Below are 20,429 nucleotides of genomic sequence, written 5' to 3'. Positions count from 1 at the left end.
GAATGAAGGGGAACGAACGAGTATACTTCGAGCTCACGCCAGCACGACACACATGTCCCCAACCTCCGCTCAATCTGGCCGTCCGGCCTACGATTCACGGCGCCTCAGGCGTATTTTCGATCGTCGCGCCGCTACCTTCGACGAGGTTGCGTTCCTGCCGCGAGAGATTGCGCAGCGCATGCGCGAGCGTCTCGATTACATCAAGGTGGCGCCCTCGAGCGTGCTCGACGCCGGTTGCGGCGCGGGCGAAGACCTCCCCGCATTGCGCGAACGCTTTCCCGAGGCGCCGGTGTTCGGCGCCGATCTGTCGCACGGCATGCTCCGCCGCGCGCTGCGTCACGATGCCGGCGACACCAGTTGGCGGCGTTTTCTTCCCGCCTCGCTCGGCAAGGCGCTCGGCGCGCGTGGCCCGCGCTTCGCGCAAACCGATTTCTCCGCGCTGCCGTTCACGTCCAGCGCATTCGAATTCATCTGGTCCAACCTCGCGCTGCACTGGCACTCGCGGCCCGATCTGGTCTTTCCCGAATGGCAGCGCGTGCTGAAGGTCAACGGCCTGCTAATGTTCAGCACGCTCGGCCCCGACACGCTGAAAGAGTTGCGTGGTGCCTACGCCGAGATCGAGGCCGCGCACGGCGTCGCGTCTCGCAAGCATGTGATCGACTTCGTCGACATGCACGATCTCGGCGACATGCTCGTCGAGGCGGGCTTCGAGATTCCGGTGATGGACCAGGAGACGCTGACGATCACCTACAGGTCGCCTGAGTCGCTGCTCGCGGACGTGCGCCGCTGGGGCGCGTATCCGTTCGAGCGCGATGCGCATGACGGCGCGCTCGCGCGTCGGTTGCACAAAGCCCTGCTCGCCGCGCTCGAAGCGCGTCGGCGCGCCGACGGCACGATCGCGCTGACCTTCGAGGTGATCTACGGACACGCATGGAAGGCCGTGCCGCGCACCACGGCGGAAGGACATGGCATTGTGCGGCTCGAGGACATCGGACGAGGTCCGGGCAAGCGTGGATAGCAGATTGCGGCGCTGTCATCAACTGCTTGCCGACGGTGCGGCTGACGTGTTGCAAAAGCGGTAAAGAGGACATCCGTTATGCCTGGGATTTGCCCTCCAAAAGAGCCGCAAAATGCCGGGCAAAATGGCGCGAAGGCTTGTCGCGCCTGGCTTGCGGGCCGATCGGGGCTTGCTTGTCGATGCTATGGATCGCGCCTATAATGCGTCAGTTTGTCACCCGAGGTTCCCACATTTGGGGTGGCAAGCCCGAGGGCGCGGGGGCTGCAAAATGAAGTGATGCGGTAGGGGTTGGCGCGGTCGCGAGTGATGCTGTAAACAGTGACACGAACGGCGGCCGCGAGATGCATCCGGAAGTAAAAGAAGGCAGGCCGGACGCGACGATTCGCAGGAGGCAGCGATGGGCGCATCAGATTATCTGCTGGCGGATTCAGAACCGATCCTCAGGGACTGGACCATGAAGCGCAACTGTTCGATATCGCCGCGGCAATTCGTCTGTCTGTACGTGTCGCTTGCGTTGTTCTCGTTGGCAATTGCTTTCATGCTGTTTCTGGTCGGGGCCTGGCTGGTGTTGCCGTTCACCGGAATCGAATTGCTGGCCGTAGGTATCGCGTTTGCAATATATGCGCGACATGCTGTCGATTACGAGCGCATCCGGTTGTTTCCGAACCGGCTCGTGATCGAGCAGGTCAGTGCCGAGCAGATTATGCAGTTCGAATTCAATCCGCGCTGGGTGCGGATAGAGCCGGGCGCAACGCCGCGCGATCAGATCAAGCTGGTCTCGCGCGGGCAGACGATCATGATCGGGCAACATCTCGCGCAGAATCGGCGCGCGCAGTTCGCAGGCGAACTGCGTATGTGGCTGGCACGCTGTTAGATGGTGCTGGACGCGCGACGTTCAAGGGGGCGCGACACGCTGCCAGCGGGGTCGAGGGGTTTGAATGGAAAATTTGGGTAAGGAAGCTATGAAAACAATCAAGCGAGCGCTCATGAGCGTGCTGGCGACGAGCGGACTGCTTTTCGCCGGTGCCGCCCTGGCAGTGGGCGATGCTCCGGGCGGCCCCGCCGTCAACGCGATCAATCTCCAGCCGCCTGCAACGAGAATCGCTGAGGAGCTGTTCAGCCTCCATATGTTCATGCTGGGCCTTTGCACCGTGATCTTTATCGGTGTGTTCGGCGTGATGTTCTATTCGATCTTCGCGCACCGCAAATCGAAAGGCCACAACGCTGCCAATTTCCACGAAAGCACCACCGTCGAAATCATCTGGACGATCGTGCCGTTCATCATCGTCGTGCTGATGGCGCTGCCCGCCACCAAGGCCGTCGTCGCGATGAAGGACACTTCGAACGCCGACCTCACGATCAAGGTTACCGGCTACCAGTGGAAGTGGGGCTACGACTACGTGAAGGGGCCGGGCGAGGGCATCGGCTTCCTGTCCACGCTCGTCACGCCGCGCGCGCAAACCGAAGGGCGCGAGCCGATCTCCACGCTCTATCTGCAGGAAGTCGACAACCCGCTCGTGGTGCCGGTCGACAAGAAAATCCGCATCATCACCACCGCGAACGACGTGGTCCACTCCTGGTACGTGCCGGCCTTCGGCGTGAAGCAGGACGCGATTCCGGGCTTCGTGCGCGACACGTGGTTCAAGGCCAACCGCACCGGCACGTTCCGCGGCTTCTGCACGGAACTGTGCGGCAAGGAACACGCGTTCATGCCGGTCGTCGTCGAGGTGCTGTCTGCCGACGACTACGCGAAATGGGTCGACGAGCAGAAGAAGAAAATGGCCGCCGGCCAGGACGATCCGAACAAGACCTACACGATGGCCGAGCTGATGGAACGCGGCGGCAAGGTCTACGCGTCGAACTGCGCGGTCTGCCACCAGCCGACCGGCAAGGGCGCGGGCGCGTTCCCGGCGCTCGACGGCAGCAAGATCGCCAACGGTCCGATCGGGCAGCACGTGAGCCTCGTGTTGAAGGGCAAGAACGCGATGCCTTCGTGGGCGCCGACGCTGAACGACGTCGAAATCGCCTCGGTGATCACGTACGAACGTAACTCGTGGGGCAACCACACGGGCGACATTCTGCAGCCGAAGCAAGTCGCCGACGCACGCAACGGCAAGCTGCCGGAAGGCGGCGATCATCTGGCCAACGCCGGTGCTGCCGCGAGCGGCGCCGTTGCGGCATCGGGCGGGGAAGCAGCATCGGGCGCGGAAGCGGCTTCCGCACCGGCCGCATCGGGCAACGAGGCTGGCGCGGCTGCTTCGAACAACGCAGAGGCCGCGCTGCCGGCGAGCATCTACTTCGAGACCGGCAAGAGCACGCTGCCGGCCGACGCGAAAGCGGCGGTCGACGCGGCCGCGGCCTACGCGAAGGCGCATCCGGACGCGAAATTCACGCTGTCGGGCTTCACCGACGCAACCGGCTCCGCCGACGTCAACGCGAAGCTCGCGAAGAGTCGTGCCGAAGCCGTTCGCGACGCGCTGAAAGCAGCCGGCATTGCCGAAGACCATATTATTTTGAAGAAGCCGGAAACGATCACCGGCGGCACCGACGCGAAGGAAGCCCGGCGCGTTCAGATTAGCCCGGCAGCCTGACGTGTTCATGGTCAGCACCGCAGAATTCGCTTTAGGAGATTGTCATGTCTAGCATCGGACACGATGTAGTCGCGGGCCACGAGCATGTGCACGGCGACCATGCCCACGAAACGCCGCACGGCTGGCGCCGTTGGCTGTTCGCAACCAACCACAAGGACATCGGTACGCTGTACCTGATCTTCTCGTTCACCATGTTCCTGTCCGGGGGCGTGATGGCGCTGATGATCCGTGCCGAGCTGTTCGAGCCGGGTCTGCAGATCATGCGTCCCGAGTTCTTCAACCAGTTGACCACCATGCACGGGCTGATCATGGTGTTCGGCGCGATCATGCCGGCGTTCGTCGGCTTCGCGAACTGGATGGTGCCGCTGCAGATCGGCGCATCGGACATGGCTTTCGCGCGGATGAACAACTTCAGCTTCTGGCTGCTGCCGGTCGCGGCCGTCCTGCTGGTCGGCTCGTTCTTCGCGCCGGGCGGCGCGACCGCCGCGGGCTGGACGCTGTACGCGCCGCTCTCCACGCAGATGGGCCCGGGCATGGACTTCGCGATTTTCGCGCTCCACCTGATGGGTGCTTCGTCGATCATGGGCGGTATCAACATCGTCGTGACGATCCTGAACATGCGCGCACCCGGCCTCACGCTGATGAAGATGCCGATGTTTGTCTGGACCTGGCTGATCACCGCTTACCTGCTGATCGCCGTGATGCCGGTTCTCGCGGGCGCGATCACGATGGTGCTGTTCGACCGTCACTTCGGCACGTCGTTCTTCAATGCGGCAGGCGGCGGCGACCCGGTCATGTACCAGCACATCTTCTGGTTCTTCGGGCACCCCGAGGTGTACATCATGATCTTGCCGGCGTTCGGGATCGTCTCGCAGGTGATCCCGGCGTTCTCGCGCAAGCCGCTGTTCGGCTATAGCTCGATGGTGTACGCAACCGCGTCGATCGCGATCCTGTCGTTCATGGTGTGGGCGCACCACATGTTCGTGACCGGCATGCCGGTGACGGGCCAGCTGTTCTTCATGTACGCGACGATGCTGATCGCGGTGCCGACCGGCGTGAAGGTGTTCAACTGGGTCGCGACGATGTGGCGCGGTTCGCTGTCTTTCGAAACGCCCATGCTGTTCGCGGTGGGCTTCCTGATCGTGTTCACGTTCGGTGGCCTGTCGGGTCTGATGCTCGCCATGGCGCCGCTCGACATCCAGTATCACGGTACTTATTTCGTGGTCGCGCACTTCCACTACGTGCTGGTGGCGGGGTCGCTGTTCGCGCTGTTCGCCGGCTGGTACTACTGGTCGCCGAAGTGGACCGGCTGGATGTACAACGAAACGCGCGGCAAGATCCACTTCTGGGCGTCGATGTTCTTCTTCAACCTCGCGTTCCTGCCGATGCACTTCGTCGGTCTCGCCGGCATGCCGCGTCGTTATGCCGACTATCCGGCGCAGTTCACCGACTGGAACCAGGTGATCTCGATCGGTGCGTTCGGCTTTGGTCTCTCACAGGTGTACTTCCTGTTCGCGGTGGCGCTGCCGGCCTACCGTGGCGGTGGCGAGCACGTAGAAGCGGGCGACAAGCCGTGGGACGGCGCAACGGGCCTCGAGTGGACCGTACCGAGCCCGGCTCCGTTCCACACGTTCGAGCATCCGCCGACCGTCGAGTAAGCCTATTCCGGCGAGGTGCCGGGTTCCGGCGGCGCGACATGCCGCCACCGGACTCGGGCGCTTCGCGCGGCGGCCTCGCCAGTCAAGAACCGTACTCAGAAAGTCGAGCATGACGCGCAATCCACAGGAAAGACGTACGCCGGAGCAGATTCGCGCGGGCAACAGGCGGATAGGGTTGGTGATGTTCGCGATCGCCGCGGTGTTTTTTGCGAGCGCCATTCTGAAGCAATGCTGGTTCAGCTAACGCCGCATTCGCAGTCCGTGTGCAGGTCTGTTGAGGATTCAGATGTCGACGCAACCGCCGGCCGAGGCCGACCGCTCTTTCAACCGTTCGATGCTGATCAAGCTGTTTGTCGTCGCTTTGATGATGTTCGGTTTCGGTTTCGCGCTGGTGCCGATGTATCGAGCGATCTGCCAGATCACCGGCGTGAACAACCTCGTGCAGCGCGACGTTTCAGCGCGCGAGGCGAAGAATACGCAGGTCGACATGAGCCGCACGATTTCGATCGAATTCGATGCGAACGCGCGGGGCCTGTTGGGTTTCAAGCCGAAGCAGCGCAGTCTCGACGTGCATCCGGGCGAAGTAACGACGGTCATGTACGACGTCAGCAACGAGCAGTCGCGCACGATCCGTGCGCAGGCCATTCCGAGCTACGCGCCGAAGCAGGCCACCGAGTACTTCAGGAAGATCGAGTGTTTCTGCTTCACGCAGCAGACGTTGAACGCGAACGAGACGAAGCAGATGCCGGTGGTGTTCGTCGTCGACCCGAAGTTGCCGAAGGACGTGAAGACGATCACGCTGTCGTACACGTTTTTCGAGTTGAACACGCCGGCCGCGCCTGGTGCGGATGATGCGGCGCCGAAGGCGAATGCAGTGAACGATGCAGTGACCAGCGCGGCAGCCACTTCCGCAAAGCCGGCCTGAAGCAGATTTGACGGCGCGAGCCGCGGACGAACGAAGGAAGGCGAAGCGAGATGAACGATAACGGCGGCAGTCCGCGCAAGAGCAGTTTCGGTCAATCGATGCGCGCGGTGTTCTGGTCGTTTTTCGGCGTGCGCAAGCGCCGCGATCTCGAGGCGGACGCGACGCAACTGAACCCGCTGCATGTGATCGTGGCGGCGCTGATCGGCGCGGCGGTTCTGATCGGGGTGCTGATTCTGGTCGTGCGCCTCGTGGTCGGTTGAGGCAAGAGCAGGGCACAGCAGCAAAGAAGAGCCCACGAATTAGAGAGAAGCGGTGCGGTATCGACGCGCCGCCGAAGATACAGCCGGAGATTCCGGAACAACTGGACTGAAGTGGAGAATCAAGAATGAGCGGTCAAAACGAGAGCCCGTACTATTTCGTACCGCATCCGTCGCGGCATCCGATCAGCGCCGCTACGGGGTTGCTGGTTATGCTCGGATCGCTTGCGGCCTGGATCAACGACCATACCTGGGCGCCGCTTGGCGTGCTCATCGGTCTGCTGTGGCTGCTCTTTACGCTGTGGCATTGGTTCGGCGACGCGATCGCGGAGTCGGAAGGCGGCATGTACGGCAGGAACGTCGACCGGTCGTACCGCTGGAGCATGAGCTGGTTCATATTCTCCGAAGTGATGTTCTTCGGCGCATTCTTCGGCGCGCTGTTTTATGCCCGCGAAATCGCGCTGCATCAACTCGGAAGCCTCGACTACAAACTGATCTGGCCGGATTTCACGGCGGTGTGGCCGAACAACGGCCCGGCCGAACTCGTGGGCACCTACAAGTCGATGCAGCCGTGGCCGGTGCCGACCATCAACACGGCGCTGCTGCTGTCGTCGGGTGCGACGCTGACGGTGTCGCACCACGCGCTGCGCGACAACCATCGCAAGAAGGCGATGGCGTGGCTTGCGGCGACCCTCGTGCTGGGCGTGAGCTTCCTGTTCCTGCAGGGCTTCGAATACTTCCATGCATACAACGAGCTGAATCTCACGCTGGCTTCGGGCATCTACGGTTCGACGTTCTTCCTGCTGACCGGCTTCCACGGCTTTCACGTGTTCCTCGGCGGCACGATGCTCGCCGTCGTGTTGGTGCGCCTGATCCGCGGTCACTTCACGCCGGAACATCACTTCGCGTTCGAAGGCGCGGCCTGGTACTGGCACTTCGTCGACGTCGTGTGGCTCGGTCTGTACGTCGTCGTGTACTGGCTGTAATGCGGCAAGATCCGTGCGCGCAACGCCGTTCAGGCGGCGCGCACGAGCAGTATGCAATGATGAATGCAGCGCCGCCCTCGACCTCTCAGGGCGGCGTTTTGTTTGGCGGCGAGGAAAATTTGCCGCTGACGGGGATGCGGCGGCGACCTATCCGCGAGCGTCAGCGCCCGTACGGAATCCCGGTCGACTGAATCCAGCCCATCCAGTGTGCGAACAGGATGAACAGGAACAGCGAGATCGACAGGCCCACCCGCGTGGCGAGTGACCAGACCATCCGCTTGGTCTTGCCTTTGTCGTGCATCATGAAATACAGCGCCGACACCATGCTGGCGATGATGAGAGCAAAGGCGATGGGAACGATAATGTGCATGGAACCAACTGAAACCGGAAAGCGCAGTGGCAAGACATTCATTATCGCACCGCGAGCGGGCGTCTGCCGCCGGTTCCCGGCGGCCCTGAGCGCGATGCCGGAGCGCCCGCAATGAAGTTTCGCCTGATTCCCGCGCTGCTGATCCTGCTGGTCGTCGTCGTGACGATGCGGCTCGGTTTCTGGCAGCGCGATCGCGCGCATCAGAAGGAAGCGCTCGAGGCGCGCATCACGCAGTTCGAGAACGCGCCCGCGTTGCCGGTCAGCGCGGCGCCGCTCGCGCTGAAGGACGTCGAGTTTCATCGCGTGAAAGCGCGCGGCAGTTTCGTCACGGACAAGGTCGTATACCTCGATAATCGTCCGTATAACGATCAGCCGGGCTTTTACGTCGTGATGCCTTTTAAACTCGCCGACGGCGGCTACGTGCTCGTCAATCGCGGCTGGCTGCCGCGCAACCTGAGCAATCGCGAGATCATCGCGCCGTACACGACGCCGTCTGGCGAGGTCGAGATCGAAGGGATTGCGCGTGCCGACGCGTCGCGCGCGTTCGAGCTCGGCGAGGGCGGATCGGCCGCGCATCGCCTGATCCGGCAGAATCTCGATGTCGGCTCGTACGCCGCGGAGACCGGGCTGCCGCTGCAATCGTTCGTGATCCAGCAGACCGGCGATGTCGGCGACGGCCTGGTGCGCGACTGGCCCGCGCCGACCACCGGCGTCGAGCGCAACTACGGCTACATGCTGCAGTGGTGGGGCATGGCCGCCGCCGCGCTCGCCTTCGGTCTGTATGCGGCGCGCCGCGCGGGCAAAAAAGAGCACGCGCCGGGCGCGTGAGGAACGCAAGGCACGGCTCGCCGCCGTCCAAACATTGAAAGAGGTTCTGTAGTGTCGACTCAAACTCCCCGTTCGCCGGAAGCTGGCAAACCCAGCGGCAAACCCGCCGCGGCCAAAGCGATGCCCGGCCAACCGAACGGCCCGGGCTCGTGGCGGCGCGGCCGCTGGGTGCTGCTGCTGCTCGCGGTGATCTGCGCGGCGCCGATCGCGATCTCGTACTTCATGTACTACGTCGTGAAGCCGACCGGCGGCAGCACGAACTACGGCGCGCTGATCGAGCCGCAACGGCCGATCCCGGACTCGCTCATGGTCACCGGCGCGGACGGCAAGCCGCTCAAGCTCGCCTCGCTGCATGGCCGCTGGCTCATGATCTCAGTGGACAACAGCGCGTGCGATAAAGCCTGCGTGACGAAGCTCTACTTCATGCGACAAATTCGCGCAGCTCAAGGCCCGGAACGCGAGCGCGTCATGGAAGTGTGGCTGCGCACCGATGCAGACAAGGTCGCGGACGTGATACAAACCGCCTACCCTAACACCGACATGCTGATCGCCGATCCGGCGCAGGTCGCCGCGTGGCTGCCCGCCGACACCGCCACGCGGATCACCGACCACATCTACCTGGTCGATCCGAACGGCAATCTGATGATGCGTTTTCCGAAAGACGCGAACCCGAGCAAGATCAAAGGCGACCTGGCCAAGCTGCTCAAATGGTCGACCATCGGCTGACGCCCCAACCTGGGTAAATGAGATGTTCGTATTGCAACTGGGCCTGATCGGCGTGTGTATCGCGTTGCTGCCGTTGTCCTACGTGTGGGTCAAGGCCGACGACAACAAATTCCGCAAGCTGGTCTGGCTCACCACCTTCCTGACGCTCGATCTCGTGATGTTCGGCGGCTTCACGCGCCTCACCGATTCGGGCCTCGGCTGCCCGGATTGGCCCGGCTGCTACGGCACGTCGTCGCCGTTCATCGCCCATGCGGCGATCTCCGCGGCCTATCAGGCGATGCCGAGCGGCCCCGTCAGCATGACGAAGGCGTGGATCGAAATGATCCATCGCTACTTCGCGATGGCGATCGGCGTGCTGATCATCGCGCAGACGATCATTGCCTGGACGGCGCGTATCAAGCGTCGTCCGCTGCATGTGTCGCCGTGGTGGCCGACTTCGCTGCTGCTGCTGATCGTCGTGCAGGGCGTGTTCGGCGCGTGGACCGTGACTATGAGGCTGCAGCCGATCATCGTGACCACCCATCTGCTGCTCGGCCTGGCGCTGCTCGGCACGCTCGGCTGGCTCGCGGCGCGTTTGACGCCGCTGCCGGTCTACGAGCCCGAGGCCGCGCGCTGGCGCGTGGCCGCGCTCGCGGGTCTCGCGCTGCTGGTGCTGCAAATCGCGCTCGGTGGCTGGGTCAGCACGAACTACGCGGTGCTCGCGTGCACCGACTTCCCGACCTGCAACGGCCAATGGATTCCGCCGATGGACTTCGCGCACGGCTTCCACCTGTGGCGCGCGCTCGGTATGACCGGCGACGGCGACATGATTACGCAGGATGCGCTGGTCGCGATTCACTGGACGCATCGCACGTTCGCGTTCGCTGTGATCGCCTATCTGGTGTGGTTCGCGTTGAAGATGCGCCGCTTCGAGTCACTGCGGCGACCCGCCAACGGCGTGCTGCTGGTGGTGCTGATCCAGTTCGTCACCGGCTTGTCGAACATCGTGCTGCAATGGCCGTTACCGATTGCGGTCGCCCATAACGGCGGGGCCGCGACCCTGCTGCTGCTGCTCGTTATGTTAAACTTTCGGATCGCTTTTAGCCGTCCCGGCCGCGCCGCGCTCCCTGCGCGCGAAGCCGCGCCAGCGTGACTCACATGGACAGCACAACACTCTCCCAAACGCCCGGCAGCCGGGTCTCCCAATATCTCGCACTGACCAAGCCGCGTGTTACGCAGCTTGCGGTGTTCTGCGCGGTCATCGGCATGTTCCTGTCGACGCCGGGCATGGTGCCATGGACCGTACTGATCGGCGGCACCGTCGGCATCTGGCTGCTGGCCGGCGCCGCCTTCGCGATCAACTGCCTTGTCGAGCAGCAGATCGACGCCAAAATGCGCCGCACGTCGTGGCGTCCGTCCGCGCGCGGCGAAATCACCACCCCGCAGATCCTGCTGTTCTCGGCCGTGCTCGGCGGTCTCGGCATGTGGACGCTGTACACGTTCGCCAATGCGCTTACCATGTGGCTCACGCTCGCCACGTTCGTCGGTTATGCGGTCATCTATACGCTGCTGCTGAAGCCAGTCACGCCGCAGAACATCGTGATCGGCGGCGCGTCGGGCGCGATGCCGCCCGCGCTCGGCTGGGCCGCGGTAACGGGCCACGTACCCGGCGACGCGTGGATCCTCGTGCTGATCATCTTCGTGTGGACACCGCCGCATTTCTGGGCGCTCGCGCTGTATCGCCGCAAGGACTACGAAAACGCCGGCCTGCCGATGCTGCCGAACACGCACGGCGAAAAGTACACGCGCCTGCATATCCTTCTCTACACGGTCATCCTGTTCGCGGTTACGCTGATGCCGTTCATCTCCGGCATGAGCGGCGTTGTGTATCTCGCGTCGGCGGTGCTGCTCGGCGCCGTGTTTCTCGCTTATGCGTGGAAGATCTACCGGGAGTATTCGGACGAGCTCGCGCGCAAAACCTTCCGTTATTCGATCGTCTATCTGTCGCTGCTGTTCGCCGCGCTGCTGATCGACCACTACGCGCGCGTCGTGATAGGCGCGTAACACCATGCTCAACAATCGCTTTGCGCGCATCGCGCGCGCCGCTGTGATGGCTTGCGCGCTCGGCGCCACGCTGGGCGGCACATTGCTGATGACGGGTTGCGGCAAGCAGCCGCCGGCTTTTACGAATGTCGACATCACCGGCAATACGCAATTCGCCAGCGATTTCTCGTTGCCCGACACGTCCGGCAAGGTCCGCACGCTTGCCGACTACAAAGGCAAGGTCGTCGTGCTGTTCTTCGGCTATACGCATTGCCCGGACGTCTGCCCGACGACGATGGCCGAGCTGTCACAGGCGTTGCAGCAACTCGGTCCGGAGGACGCGAAGCGCGTGCAGGTGCTGTTCGTCACCGTCGACCCCGAGCGCGATACGCCGCAGTTGCTCGCGCAATACGTGCCGGCGTTCAATCCGAGCTTCGTGGGCTTGCGTCCCGCCAGCGAAGAACAGCTCGCGAAGGTCGCGAAAGACTTCCGCGTGTACTACGCGAAGGTCCCGGGCAAGACGCCCGATAGCTACACGATGGACCACACGGCCGCGAGCTATGTGTTCGACACGGACGGCAAGCTGCGTCTGTTCGCGCGCGATGGCCAAGGCGCGACACCATGGGTGCATGACATCAAGCTGCTGCTCGATTGACGCGCATCGCAGGCGGCTTTTTAAAGCGGCCCCGCTCACACCTCCCCGCATCCATCTCCTCTTCGCAACTCGCGCTCAGACCGGAATCGGCAAATTCAGCCCCGGCGCGAGACGCGTCGTCTTGAACTCCGTCACCTCGTAGCGCGCGAGCTGTTGCAATGCGAACGGATCGCTCGCGAGAATGCGATCCAGCCTGTCGCGCTCGATACGAACCGCGAGGATGATGCCGCCGTCGCGCGGCACTTTCGGGCCGGCCGCGACAAAGATGCCCGCGTCGAACTGCTCCGCGAGAAACGCGCGATGCGCGTCGAGCGCGTCGTCGATACGATCGAGCGGGGCGGTGTAGATCAGGTTGATCACGTACATGGTCGTTCTCAGTGGTGAGTGAATGGGCCGTGCGCGGCTACGGCTCTGGATTATCGGTCAGCCGCGGGTTTTGCGTTGCGCAAGCCATTGCGCTTGCGCTCCGCATAACCATATGCGGTAAGGGTATTTCCCAAACTTACCGCCCATATGAAACAATTTTGGGCTTGGCCGACGGCGCGCCAGCACGAACCGGAGCGCCGCGCATTTTTCATCCGGCTCCGACATCGATCGAGCCATCGACTCAAACGTCGAACCGCAACAGCGAGAATCACATGCAGCGCAGAAATATCCTCAAAGCCCTCACCGCAGTCGTCGCCGGTGCGGCAATCCTGACCAGCTTCGGCGCGCACGCCGACGACAAGGTCATCAAGGTCGGCACGATCGGCGGCCCGGACGCGCAGATCTGGGAAGTCGTCACCAAGGTCGCGAAGCGCGAAGGCCTGAACGTGAAGGTCCTCGAGTTCAACGACTACATCCAGCCGAACGCCGCGCTCGACGCGGGCGACCTCGACGCCAACAGCTTCCAGCACCAGCCGTACCTCGATAGCCAGATCAAGCAGCGCGGCTACAAGCTCGTCAACGCGGGCCTCACGTACATCTCGCCGCTCGGCGCGTACTCGAAGAAGCTGAAGTCGTTGAAGGACCTGCCGCAGGGCGCGAAGGTCGCGGTGCCGAACGATCCGTCGAACGAAAATCGCGCGCTGCTGTTGCTGCAGGCGCAAGGGCTGATCAAGCTGAAAGACGGCGCGGCCACGGGAGGCAACAACGCGACGCCGCTCGATGTCGTCGACAATCCGAAGAAGATCAGGTTCGTCGAGCTTGACGCCGCGCAACTGCCGCGTTCGCTCGCCGACATCGACGCCGCCGTCATCAATACGAACTTCGCGCTGGCCGCCGGCCTGCAGCCGACCAAGGACGCGATCGCGCTCGAAGACATCCACAGCCCGTACGCGAACCTGATCGCCGTGCGCGCGAAGGACAAGGATCAGCAATGGGTGAAGAAGCTGGTCGCGGCGTATCAGTCGGAAGACGTGCGCCAGTTCATCAAGACGCAGTTCAAGGGTTCGATGGTGCCGTCGTTCTAAGCGACGCGTTCAGCGCGATCGCAAGCGCAGCCGCATGGCATCAGAAAGGGCACGCGCCGTACAGGCGCGTGCTTTTTTTATAGCTCCAGCTCCCATCTTTCGATCATCAGATCCTGGCCGAAGCGGCGCTGCGCCGCGCTGCCGGCCAACTCGAACCCAGCGCGCTCACAAAGCCGCCGTGGCTCCGCCAATGCGCTCGCGGTGGTCAGCGTGAGCTTCGTGTAGCCCGCGCGCCGCGCGAAGCGCACGCATTCGCTGAGCAACTGCGTGCCGATGCCGAGCCTCCTCACGTCCGGTTCGACCCACAGCAGGCGCACGCCCGCGACCGTCGTCGAGACCCCGACGAGGCAAACCGAGCCGACCACCAGGCCTTCCTGTTCGGCGATCCAGCACTTCTCGCGCAGCGGATCGTTGCGCTGCGCGTACTCGGCGACGACGCGCGCGAGCAAGCCCTCGAACGTGTGATCCCAGCCGTACTGCGCGGCGAACCACTGCGCCTGACGATGCACGAGCCAGCCACATTCGCCGGCGCGCGGCTGACGCAGCACCACGAGTTCGTGCTTCGGCTTGTCGCCGAGCAGGCGCTCGATCAGCTTCATCGCGGCGATCAACTGCTCCTGCGATAGCGCGCTGAGTCTGTCGAGCAGGCCGAGTGCTTCGTGGATGGCGGCGGCTTCGAGCGGCGCGTAGATCGCGTGGCCGTGCTCGGTGAGCGCGATCAGCGACTGGCGTGCGTCGGTGTCGGACGGACGGCGCGTGATCAGCTTGCGTCGCTCGAAACTGGTCAGCAGGCGGCTCAGATAGCCGCTATCGAGCCCGAGCGCGCGCCCGAGCACCGACGCGGTCTGCGCGCGGGCGCGCGATAGCTCGTGCAGCACGCGCACTTCCGTCAGCGAGAACTCGCTTCGAGCCAGATGCTCGTGCAGGGCTCCGATGCATTGGGTATAGAAGCGATTGAAATGGCGGACGGCCTGAGCGCGCCGCAGCGCCTCGGAATCTGTCAAGGGCGGCTCCCCGGGACTTTTTATGGTCGGTACAGCGCACTATATCGGCACGACCCTTATTTACAAAGCCACTCCACCGCCGCGAGACACCAACTGGTATTAAATAGGTATTGATTATTTGGGCTGGTTTGATACCACCAGGAGCCGATACCGACTCGCTGGTATCGTCAAATGCGTGCGATGCGGGAAAGTCCTGGTCTGCAATTTCCTCCGACGGAGCCTTTGAATCCTGCTGTGATCCCCGCGCAGCAAGGTTTTCCGGGGATCCGGGTCGCCATGGAACCAGTCCGTTGACTGGTATTATGTTGGTTATATAATGGGCTCTCAACTTTCCGGGCTGTATTGCTCACGGCGTCCTTGGAGCCCCATGGAAACTCGCTGGTCCGCATTGATGCCTGACGTGCGCAACGTCACGCCGCTCTACCTGCAGCTCGCGCGCAACCTGGCGACGGCGATCCATTGCGGTGTCTGGTCGGCCGGCGAGGCGCTGCCTTCCGAGCGTACGCTGTCCGACGCGATCGGCGTGTCGCGCATCACCGCGCGCAAGGCGATCGAACTGCTGGTCGAGCAGGGGCTGATCCGGCGCGCGCGCGGCGCGGGCAGCTTCATCACGCCGCGCGTCGAAGATCCGCTGTCGCGTCTCACCGGCTTCACGAAGAAGATGCAGCAGCGCGGTTTCCGGCCCGATTCGGTCTGGCTCGAACGCGACGTGCGCACCGCCAATCGCGACGAGCTGCTGCGCCTCGGCTTGTCACCCGGCGCGGCCGTCACGAGCCTGCGGCGGCTGCGGCGCGCGGACGGCATCGTGATGGCGGTCGAACATTCGGCGCTGCCAGTCGCGATCGTGCCTGATCCGCTCGTGATCGGCGACTCGCTGTACAGCTATCTCGAGCAGCGCGGCGCGGCGGTCGTGCGCGCGTTGCAGCACTTCCGCGCGGTCAACGCGTCGAGCGAAATCTCCGCGCTGATGGACATCGAACCGCGCACCGCGCTGCTGGTCATCACCCGGATCGGCTACAGCGCGGATCAACGCGCGATCGAGCTGACCGACACCTATTGCCGCGACGACTACTACGACTTCGTCGCTGAATTGCGGACCTGAGCTGCGCGACCCTCCCCGGCCGCAAGTCGGGCGGACGCCATTTGCCGCATACGTATCACGCACCAGAGAGACTCATGCTGACCGGAAACATACTCACCACCGAAGGGTGGATCCACGGCACGCTCGAATACGAAAACGGCCGCATCACGACGCTGTCCGGCGAGCGCGTCGATCCGTCGACAAACGACGCACCGTACATCCTGCCCGGCTTCATCGATCTGCACGTGCACGGCGGCGGCGGCGCCGACGTGATGGAAGCTGGCGACGCGATCGAAACGATCACCCGCACGCATGCGCGCTACGGCACCACGAGCCTGCTCGCAACGACCATGACCGCGCCGCGCGACGAGCTGATGAACGTCGTCGCGGGGCTCGGCAACGTCACGCGGGTGCGCACGCCGGGCTGCGCCCGCGTGCTCGGCGTGCATCTGGAAGGGCCGTACATCAACCCCGGCAAGCTCGGCGCGCAGCCGGACGCGGCGGTATCGGCGGTGATGGACGAGGTGCTCAAGTATCTGTCGATCGCGCCGATCCGCGTCGTCACGCTGGCGCCCGAGATCGCCGGCCACATGGAGATCATCTCGGAGATGGCGGCGCGCGGCGTACGCGTGCAGCTCGGCCATTCGCTCGGCACCTACGACGACGCGGTCGCCGCGCTCAAGCACGGCGCGTGCGGCTTCACGCATCTGTTCAACGCGATGTCGCCGCTGCATCACCGCAACCCTGGCCTCGTCGGCGCTGCGCTTGCGCATGCTGAATACGCCGAAATCATTCCCGACCTGCTGCACGTGCATCCAGGGGCGATCCGCACCGCGCTGCGCGCGATTCCGCGCCTGTATGTGGTGACGGACAGCACGTCGGCCACCGGCATGCCCGACGGCGAATACCGCCTCGGCAGCCAGCACGTAACCAAGTGCCTCGGCGGCGTACGTCTGGCCGACGGCACGCTCGCGGGCAGCACGCTGACGATGGATCAGGCGCTGCGCAATCTCGTCTCGATCGGCCTGCCGATCGCCGATGTATCCCACCGTTTGTCACGCTACGCCGCCGACTATCTCGGCATCGAGGACCGCGGCCGCATCGCGCGCGGTGCGTGGGCCGACGTGGTCGTATTCGACCGCGAGCTGGCGCTGAGCGCGACCTACGTCGAAGGAGAAGCCATTGTCGAATATGCTTAAGGAAGCGCTCGCGTCCGCCGCAACCGTAGCCGAGCAGCTCAAGGACACCTCGCGCGTCGCGGCGCTCGCCGCGAAGCTCGCGCAACAGCCGCGCCATGTCGCGCTGACCGTCGCGCGCGGCAGCTCGGACCATGCCGCCAGCTACTTTGCATCCCTGACGATGAGCCGCCTCGGCGTGCCGGTCGCGTCGCTGCCGATGTCGGTAGCGACGCTGCAGCAGGCGCCGCTGCAGGTGCGCGACCAGCTTGCGCTCGCGTTTTCGCAATCGGGCAAGAGCCCTGACCTCGTCGGCACGATGAACGCGTTGCGCGCGGCCGGCGCGTTGACGGTCGCCGCCGTGAACGCACCGGGCTCGCCGCTGGCCGACGCGTGCGAATGGCATCTACCGCTCGTAGCCGGTCCCGAACTGAGCGTCGCGGCGACCAAGAGCTATATCGCCATGCTGTCGATCTCCGCGCAGCTGGTTGCGCATTGGCAGAACGACGCCGACTTGCTCGATGGACTGAATACGCTGCCCGACGCGCTGGAACGCGCGGGCCGGCTCGACTGGTCGATGGCCGTGAACGAGTTGCGCGGTATCGAACGGATGATCGTGATTGGCCGCGGTCTTGGCCTCGCAATCGCGCAGGAAGCCGCGCTGAAGCTGAAGGAAACTTCCGGCATCCAGGCCGAAGCGTTTTCGAGCGCGGAAGTGCGTCATGGGCCGATGGAGCTGATCGACCGCGACTATCCGCTGCTCGTGTTCGCGCCGCGCGGCCCGGAGCAGGCGGGTTTGCTGCAACTCGCGCACGACATGAGCGCGCGCGGCGCGCGCGTGCTGCTCGCGGCGCCCGATGATGTCGCGCAAGCCTCGCTGCCGCTCGTCGCCACCGCTCACGCAGCGCTCGATCCGATCGCCGCCATCCTGTCCTTTTACGTGATGGCCGCGGATCTTGCCGCCGCGCGCGGGCGCAATCCCGACGCGCCTCGCCATCTCAACAAAGTCACCGAAACTCACTGACGAGAATGACGATGCGACGTGTCGAGAAGTCCAACTTGATGAGCCATTCCGAGAATCACATTGTTTTGCTTGCACCGCTGACCGGCCCGGTCGTGCCGCTCGCGAAGGTGCCGGACCCGGTGTTTTCGGGCGGCATGTTCGGCGACGGCATCGGCGTCGATCCGCTCGAGGGTCGGCTCGTCGCGCCATGCGACGGCGTCGTCAGGCATCTCGCGCGCACCGGCCACGCGGTAACGCTCGAGAGCGCCGAGGGCGCGCAGATTCTGCTGCATATCGGTATCGACACAGTCGGGCTGAACGGCAAGGGTTTTGTGCCGATGGTCGAGCAGGGCGCGCAGGTGCGCGCCGGTGACGTGCTGATCGAGTTCGATCAGGATCAGATCGCGCTGAATGCGCCGAGCCTCGTCTCGGTGATCGCGATTGCGAATTCGGATGCGTTCGAGATCATCGAGCGGGCGCCGAACGGGCATGTCAAGGCCGGCGAAACACCGCTGCTGGTGCTGCGCGCGCGCGAGGGCGTCAGCCACGACGCGGTGCGCGAGGCGAGCGCCGCGCACGTGATGGACGAAGCGCGCCGGCAGATCACGCTGACGCACGCGGGCGGCCTGCATGCGCGGCCCGCGGCCCGGGCGCGCGAAGCGGCGCGCGGCTTCGACGCACGGGTCGAGGTGCGCTACGACGGGCGCAAGGCGCCGATCGAAAGCGTGGTGGGTCTGCTTGGACTCGGTGCTGGCGAAGGCGCAAGCGTCGAGCTGCTCGGCGTCGGTCCGCACGCGCAGGCGGCGGTCGATGCAATCGCTGACGAACTGACGCGCGAAGCGCACGGCGAGGTCGAACAGAAGCGCGAACAGAAAGCGGCCGCACCGGCGGCAGTCGTTGCGCCGCCCGCCGCGGGCGAGCCGCTCGCGCCGAACACGCTCGCGGGCGTGTGCGCGGCGCCGGGCATCGCGCTCGGCAAGCTGGTGCGCTGGGACGACGCGCATCTCGAGCCGCCGGAGCAGGCGAGCGGCACGTCGGCGGCGGAAAGCCGTCTGCTCGACAAGGCCATCGCGACCGTCGACGCCGATCTCGATACGATCGTGCGCAATGCGTCGCAACGCGGCTCGGTCGGCGAGGCGGGGATTTTTGCGGTGCATCGCGTGCTGCTCGAAGATCCGACACTGCTCGACGCCGCGCGCAATCTGATCAGCCTCGGCAAGAGCGCCGGTTTTGCGTGGCGCGAAGCGATCCGCGCGCAAGCAGGCATTCTGAGTAATGTGGAGGACGCACTGCTCGCCGAGCGGGCCGCCGATCTGCGCGACATCGAAAAGCGCGTGCAGCGCGCGCTCGGCTACGCGAGCAGCGCGACTCGCACGCTGCCGGACGAGGCGGTGCTCGCAGCCGACGAATTCACGCCGTCGGATCTGTCGTCGCTCGATCGCACGCGCGTGACCGCGCTTGTGATGGCGCGTGGCGGCGCGACCTCGCACGCGGCGATTCTCGCGCGTCAGGCGGGCATTCCGACGCTGGTCGCGCTCGGCGACGCGTTGCATGCGATACCCGAGGGCACTCAGGTGGTGGTGAACGCGAGCACCGGCCGGTTCGAATTCGCGCCGACCGAACTCGACGTCGAACGCGCGCGACGCGAACGCAGCCGCCTCGCCGACGTGCGCGAAGCGAATCGCCGCACGTCGCAGCAGGCAGCGGCGACCTCCGACGGCCGCGCGATCGAAGTGGCCGCCAACATCGCCACACTCGACGACGCGAACGCCGCGGTCGACAACGGCGCGGACGCGGTCGGCCTGCTGCGCACCGAGCTGCTGTTCATCCACCGCCCGGCCGCGCCGAGCGCGGATGAGCATCGCCACAGCTATCAGGCGATCGTCGATGCGTTGCGCGGCCGCACCGCGATCATCCGCACGCTCGACGTCGGCGCGGACAAGGAAGTCGATTATCTGACGCTGCCGCCCGAGCCGAACCCCGCGCTCGGCCTGCGCGGCGTGCGCCTCGCGCAGGTGCGCCCCGATCTGCTCGACGACCAGCTGCGTGGCCTGCTCGCGGTGCGTCCGGTCGGCGCCGTACGCATCCTGCTGCCGATGGTCACCGATGCGGGTGAACTGATCCGCATCCGCAAGCGCATCGACGAGCTTGCACGCGAAGCGGGTAGATCGGAGCCGGTCGAAGTTGGCGTGATGATCGAAGTGCCGTCGGCTGCATTGCTCGCCGATCAGCTCGCGCAGCACGCCGATTTCCTGTCGATCGGCACCAACGACCTGACCCAATACACGCTCGCGATGGACCGCTGCCAGCCCGATCTCGCGGCGCAGGCGGACGGCCTGCATCCGGCGGTGCTGCGCCTGATCGCGGCGACCGTCGAAGGTGCCGCGAAGCACCGCAAATGGGTCGGCGTGTGCGGCGCGCTCGCCGGCGACCCGCTCGCGATGCCGCTGCTGGTGGGCCTCGGTGTGACCGAGCTGTCGGTCGATCCGGTCTCCGTGCCAGGCATCAAGGCACGCGTGCGCACGCTCGACTATCAGCTGTGTCGCCAGCGCGCCCGCGATGCGCTAGCGCTCGACTCGGCGCAGGCGGTCAGAGCCGCAAGCCGCGCCACGTGGCCCCTCGACTGAAACACTAACGAATTTGAGAACCCGCACGCCGTGCGCCCGGCAGCACGTCTGC

Annotated in this window: 21 protein-coding genes; 18 read left to right on the top strand and 3 right to left on the bottom strand. The window is 64.7% G+C overall.

Annotated features, from left to right (window positions below; translation table 11 throughout):
* The first annotated feature begins 52 nt into the window (after nt 1–52).
* The 8 genes from OKW45_RS30905 (at nt 53) to OKW45_RS30870 (ending at nt 7,435) form a co-directional block, all read left to right on the top strand.
* Nucleotides 53–1,018: a methyltransferase domain-containing protein gene (locus tag OKW45_RS30905; protein ID WP_026225576.1), complete on the top strand. Its 966-nt coding sequence runs from the start codon at nt 53–55 to the stop codon at nt 1,016–1,018.
* A gap of 397 nt (nt 1,019–1,415) precedes the next feature.
* Complete coding sequence (locus OKW45_RS30900; protein ID WP_018419305.1) at nt 1,416–1,892, top strand: DUF2244 domain-containing protein; 477 nt, start codon at nt 1,416–1,418, stop codon at nt 1,890–1,892.
* 64 nt (nt 1,893–1,956) lie between these two features.
* Nucleotides 1,957–3,609, top strand: a complete 1,653-nt coding sequence (coxB, locus tag OKW45_RS30895) for a cytochrome c oxidase subunit II (RefSeq protein ID WP_026225577.1) — start codon at nt 1,957–1,959, stop codon at nt 3,607–3,609.
* 44 nt (nt 3,610–3,653) lie between these two features.
* Nucleotides 3,654–5,267, top strand: a complete 1,614-nt coding sequence (gene ctaD, locus OKW45_RS30890; protein ID WP_018419307.1) for a cytochrome c oxidase subunit I — start codon at nt 3,654–3,656, stop codon at nt 5,265–5,267.
* A gap of 109 nt (nt 5,268–5,376) precedes the next feature.
* Nucleotides 5,377–5,511, top strand: a complete 135-nt coding sequence (locus OKW45_RS30885; RefSeq protein WP_018419308.1) for a cytochrome oxidase small assembly protein — start codon at nt 5,377–5,379, stop codon at nt 5,509–5,511.
* Nucleotides 5,512–5,553: 42 nt separating this feature from the next.
* The gene (locus OKW45_RS30880; protein ID WP_429472821.1) at nt 5,554–6,192 is read left to right on the top strand and encodes a cytochrome c oxidase assembly protein; all 639 of its coding nucleotides are present in this window, start codon (nt 5,554–5,556) and stop codon (nt 6,190–6,192) included.
* A gap of 50 nt (nt 6,193–6,242) precedes the next feature.
* On the top strand, nt 6,243–6,452 hold the full coding sequence (locus OKW45_RS30875; RefSeq protein WP_018419310.1) for a DUF2970 domain-containing protein: 210 nt from the start codon (nt 6,243–6,245) through the stop codon (nt 6,450–6,452).
* Between the two features lie 125 nt (nt 6,453–6,577).
* Nucleotides 6,578–7,435, top strand: coding sequence for a cytochrome c oxidase subunit 3 (locus OKW45_RS30870; RefSeq protein WP_429472820.1), 858 nt, complete (start codon nt 6,578–6,580; stop codon nt 7,433–7,435).
* A 160-nt stretch (nt 7,436–7,595) separates the two neighbouring features.
* On the opposite strand, the gene OKW45_RS30865 is transcribed toward OKW45_RS30870, so the two are convergent.
* Nucleotides 7,596–7,805 carry a twin transmembrane helix small protein gene (locus OKW45_RS30865; protein WP_008921867.1) on the bottom strand — a complete coding sequence of 70 codons (210 nt, stop codon included), beginning with the start codon at nt 7,803–7,805 and terminating at the stop codon, nt 7,596–7,598.
* Between the two features lie 111 nt (nt 7,806–7,916).
* Here OKW45_RS30865 and OKW45_RS30860 point away from each other — a divergent pair, with 111 nt between their 5' ends.
* Genes OKW45_RS30860 through OKW45_RS30840 form a run of 5 tightly spaced genes read left to right on the top strand, consistent with a single transcriptional unit; the run spans nt 7,917 to nt 12,036 of the window.
* Nucleotides 7,917–8,633 carry an SURF1 family protein gene (locus OKW45_RS30860; RefSeq protein ID WP_018419312.1) on the top strand — a complete coding sequence of 239 codons (717 nt, stop codon included), beginning with the start codon at nt 7,917–7,919 and terminating at the stop codon, nt 8,631–8,633.
* A gap of 51 nt (nt 8,634–8,684) precedes the next feature.
* On the top strand, nt 8,685–9,359 hold the full coding sequence (locus OKW45_RS30855) for an SCO family protein (protein WP_429472819.1): 675 nt from the start codon (nt 8,685–8,687) through the stop codon (nt 9,357–9,359).
* 22 nt (nt 9,360–9,381) lie between these two features.
* A complete protein-coding gene (locus OKW45_RS30850; RefSeq protein ID WP_429472818.1) occupies nt 9,382–10,491 on the top strand; it encodes a COX15/CtaA family protein in 1,110 nt (369 codons plus the stop codon).
* Nucleotides 10,492–10,496: 5 nt separating this feature from the next.
* Entirely contained in the window at nt 10,497–11,402 is a 906-nt protein-coding gene (gene cyoE, locus OKW45_RS30845) for a heme o synthase (protein ID WP_026225578.1), read from the top strand.
* 4 nt (nt 11,403–11,406) lie between these two features.
* Nucleotides 11,407–12,036 (top strand): SCO family protein, encoded by a 630-nt coding sequence (locus OKW45_RS30840; protein WP_018419316.1) that lies wholly within the window; start codon nt 11,407–11,409, stop codon nt 12,034–12,036.
* Between the two features lie 75 nt (nt 12,037–12,111).
* Here the strand turns inward: OKW45_RS30840 and OKW45_RS30835 are convergent, their stop codons facing one another.
* The gene (locus tag OKW45_RS30835; protein ID WP_018419317.1) at nt 12,112–12,402 is read right to left on the bottom strand and encodes a YciI family protein; all 291 of its coding nucleotides are present in this window, start codon (nt 12,400–12,402) and stop codon (nt 12,112–12,114) included.
* Between the two features lie 272 nt (nt 12,403–12,674).
* Between OKW45_RS30835 and OKW45_RS30830 the strand changes: the two genes are divergently transcribed.
* Nucleotides 12,675–13,487, top strand: a complete 813-nt coding sequence (locus tag OKW45_RS30830) for a MetQ/NlpA family ABC transporter substrate-binding protein (RefSeq protein WP_429472817.1) — start codon at nt 12,675–12,677, stop codon at nt 13,485–13,487.
* 77 nt (nt 13,488–13,564) lie between these two features.
* On the opposite strand, the gene OKW45_RS30825 is transcribed toward OKW45_RS30830, so the two are convergent.
* Nucleotides 13,565–14,491 (bottom strand): bifunctional helix-turn-helix transcriptional regulator/GNAT family N-acetyltransferase, encoded by a 927-nt coding sequence (locus OKW45_RS30825; protein ID WP_429472816.1) that lies wholly within the window; start codon nt 14,489–14,491, stop codon nt 13,565–13,567.
* Nucleotides 14,492–14,858: 367 nt separating this feature from the next.
* Between OKW45_RS30825 and OKW45_RS30820 the strand changes: the two genes are divergently transcribed.
* The 4 genes from OKW45_RS30820 (at nt 14,859) to ptsP (ending at nt 20,377) form a co-directional block, all read left to right on the top strand.
* A complete protein-coding gene (locus tag OKW45_RS30820) occupies nt 14,859–15,593 on the top strand; it encodes a GntR family transcriptional regulator (protein ID WP_026225580.1) in 735 nt (244 codons plus the stop codon).
* A 74-nt stretch (nt 15,594–15,667) separates the two neighbouring features.
* The gene (gene nagA, locus OKW45_RS30815; protein ID WP_018419321.1) at nt 15,668–16,771 is read left to right on the top strand and encodes an N-acetylglucosamine-6-phosphate deacetylase; all 1,104 of its coding nucleotides are present in this window, start codon (nt 15,668–15,670) and stop codon (nt 16,769–16,771) included.
* On the top strand, nt 16,755–17,771 hold the full coding sequence (locus tag OKW45_RS30810) for an SIS domain-containing protein (protein ID WP_429472815.1): 1,017 nt from the start codon (nt 16,755–16,757) through the stop codon (nt 17,769–17,771). Before nagA ends, OKW45_RS30810 begins: the two co-directional genes overlap by 17 nt.
* A gap of 38 nt (nt 17,772–17,809) precedes the next feature.
* Nucleotides 17,810–20,377: a phosphoenolpyruvate--protein phosphotransferase gene (ptsP, locus tag OKW45_RS30805; protein WP_429472814.1), complete on the top strand. Its 2,568-nt coding sequence runs from the start codon at nt 17,810–17,812 to the stop codon at nt 20,375–20,377.
* Nucleotides 20,378–20,429: the final 52 nt, after the last annotated feature.

Source organism: Paraburkholderia lebeckiae (assembly GCF_050436225.1).
Classification (GTDB): Bacteria; Pseudomonadota; Gammaproteobacteria; order Burkholderiales; family Burkholderiaceae; genus Paraburkholderia; species Paraburkholderia tuberum.
This window is presented reverse-complemented; position numbering and strand designations above follow the sequence as displayed.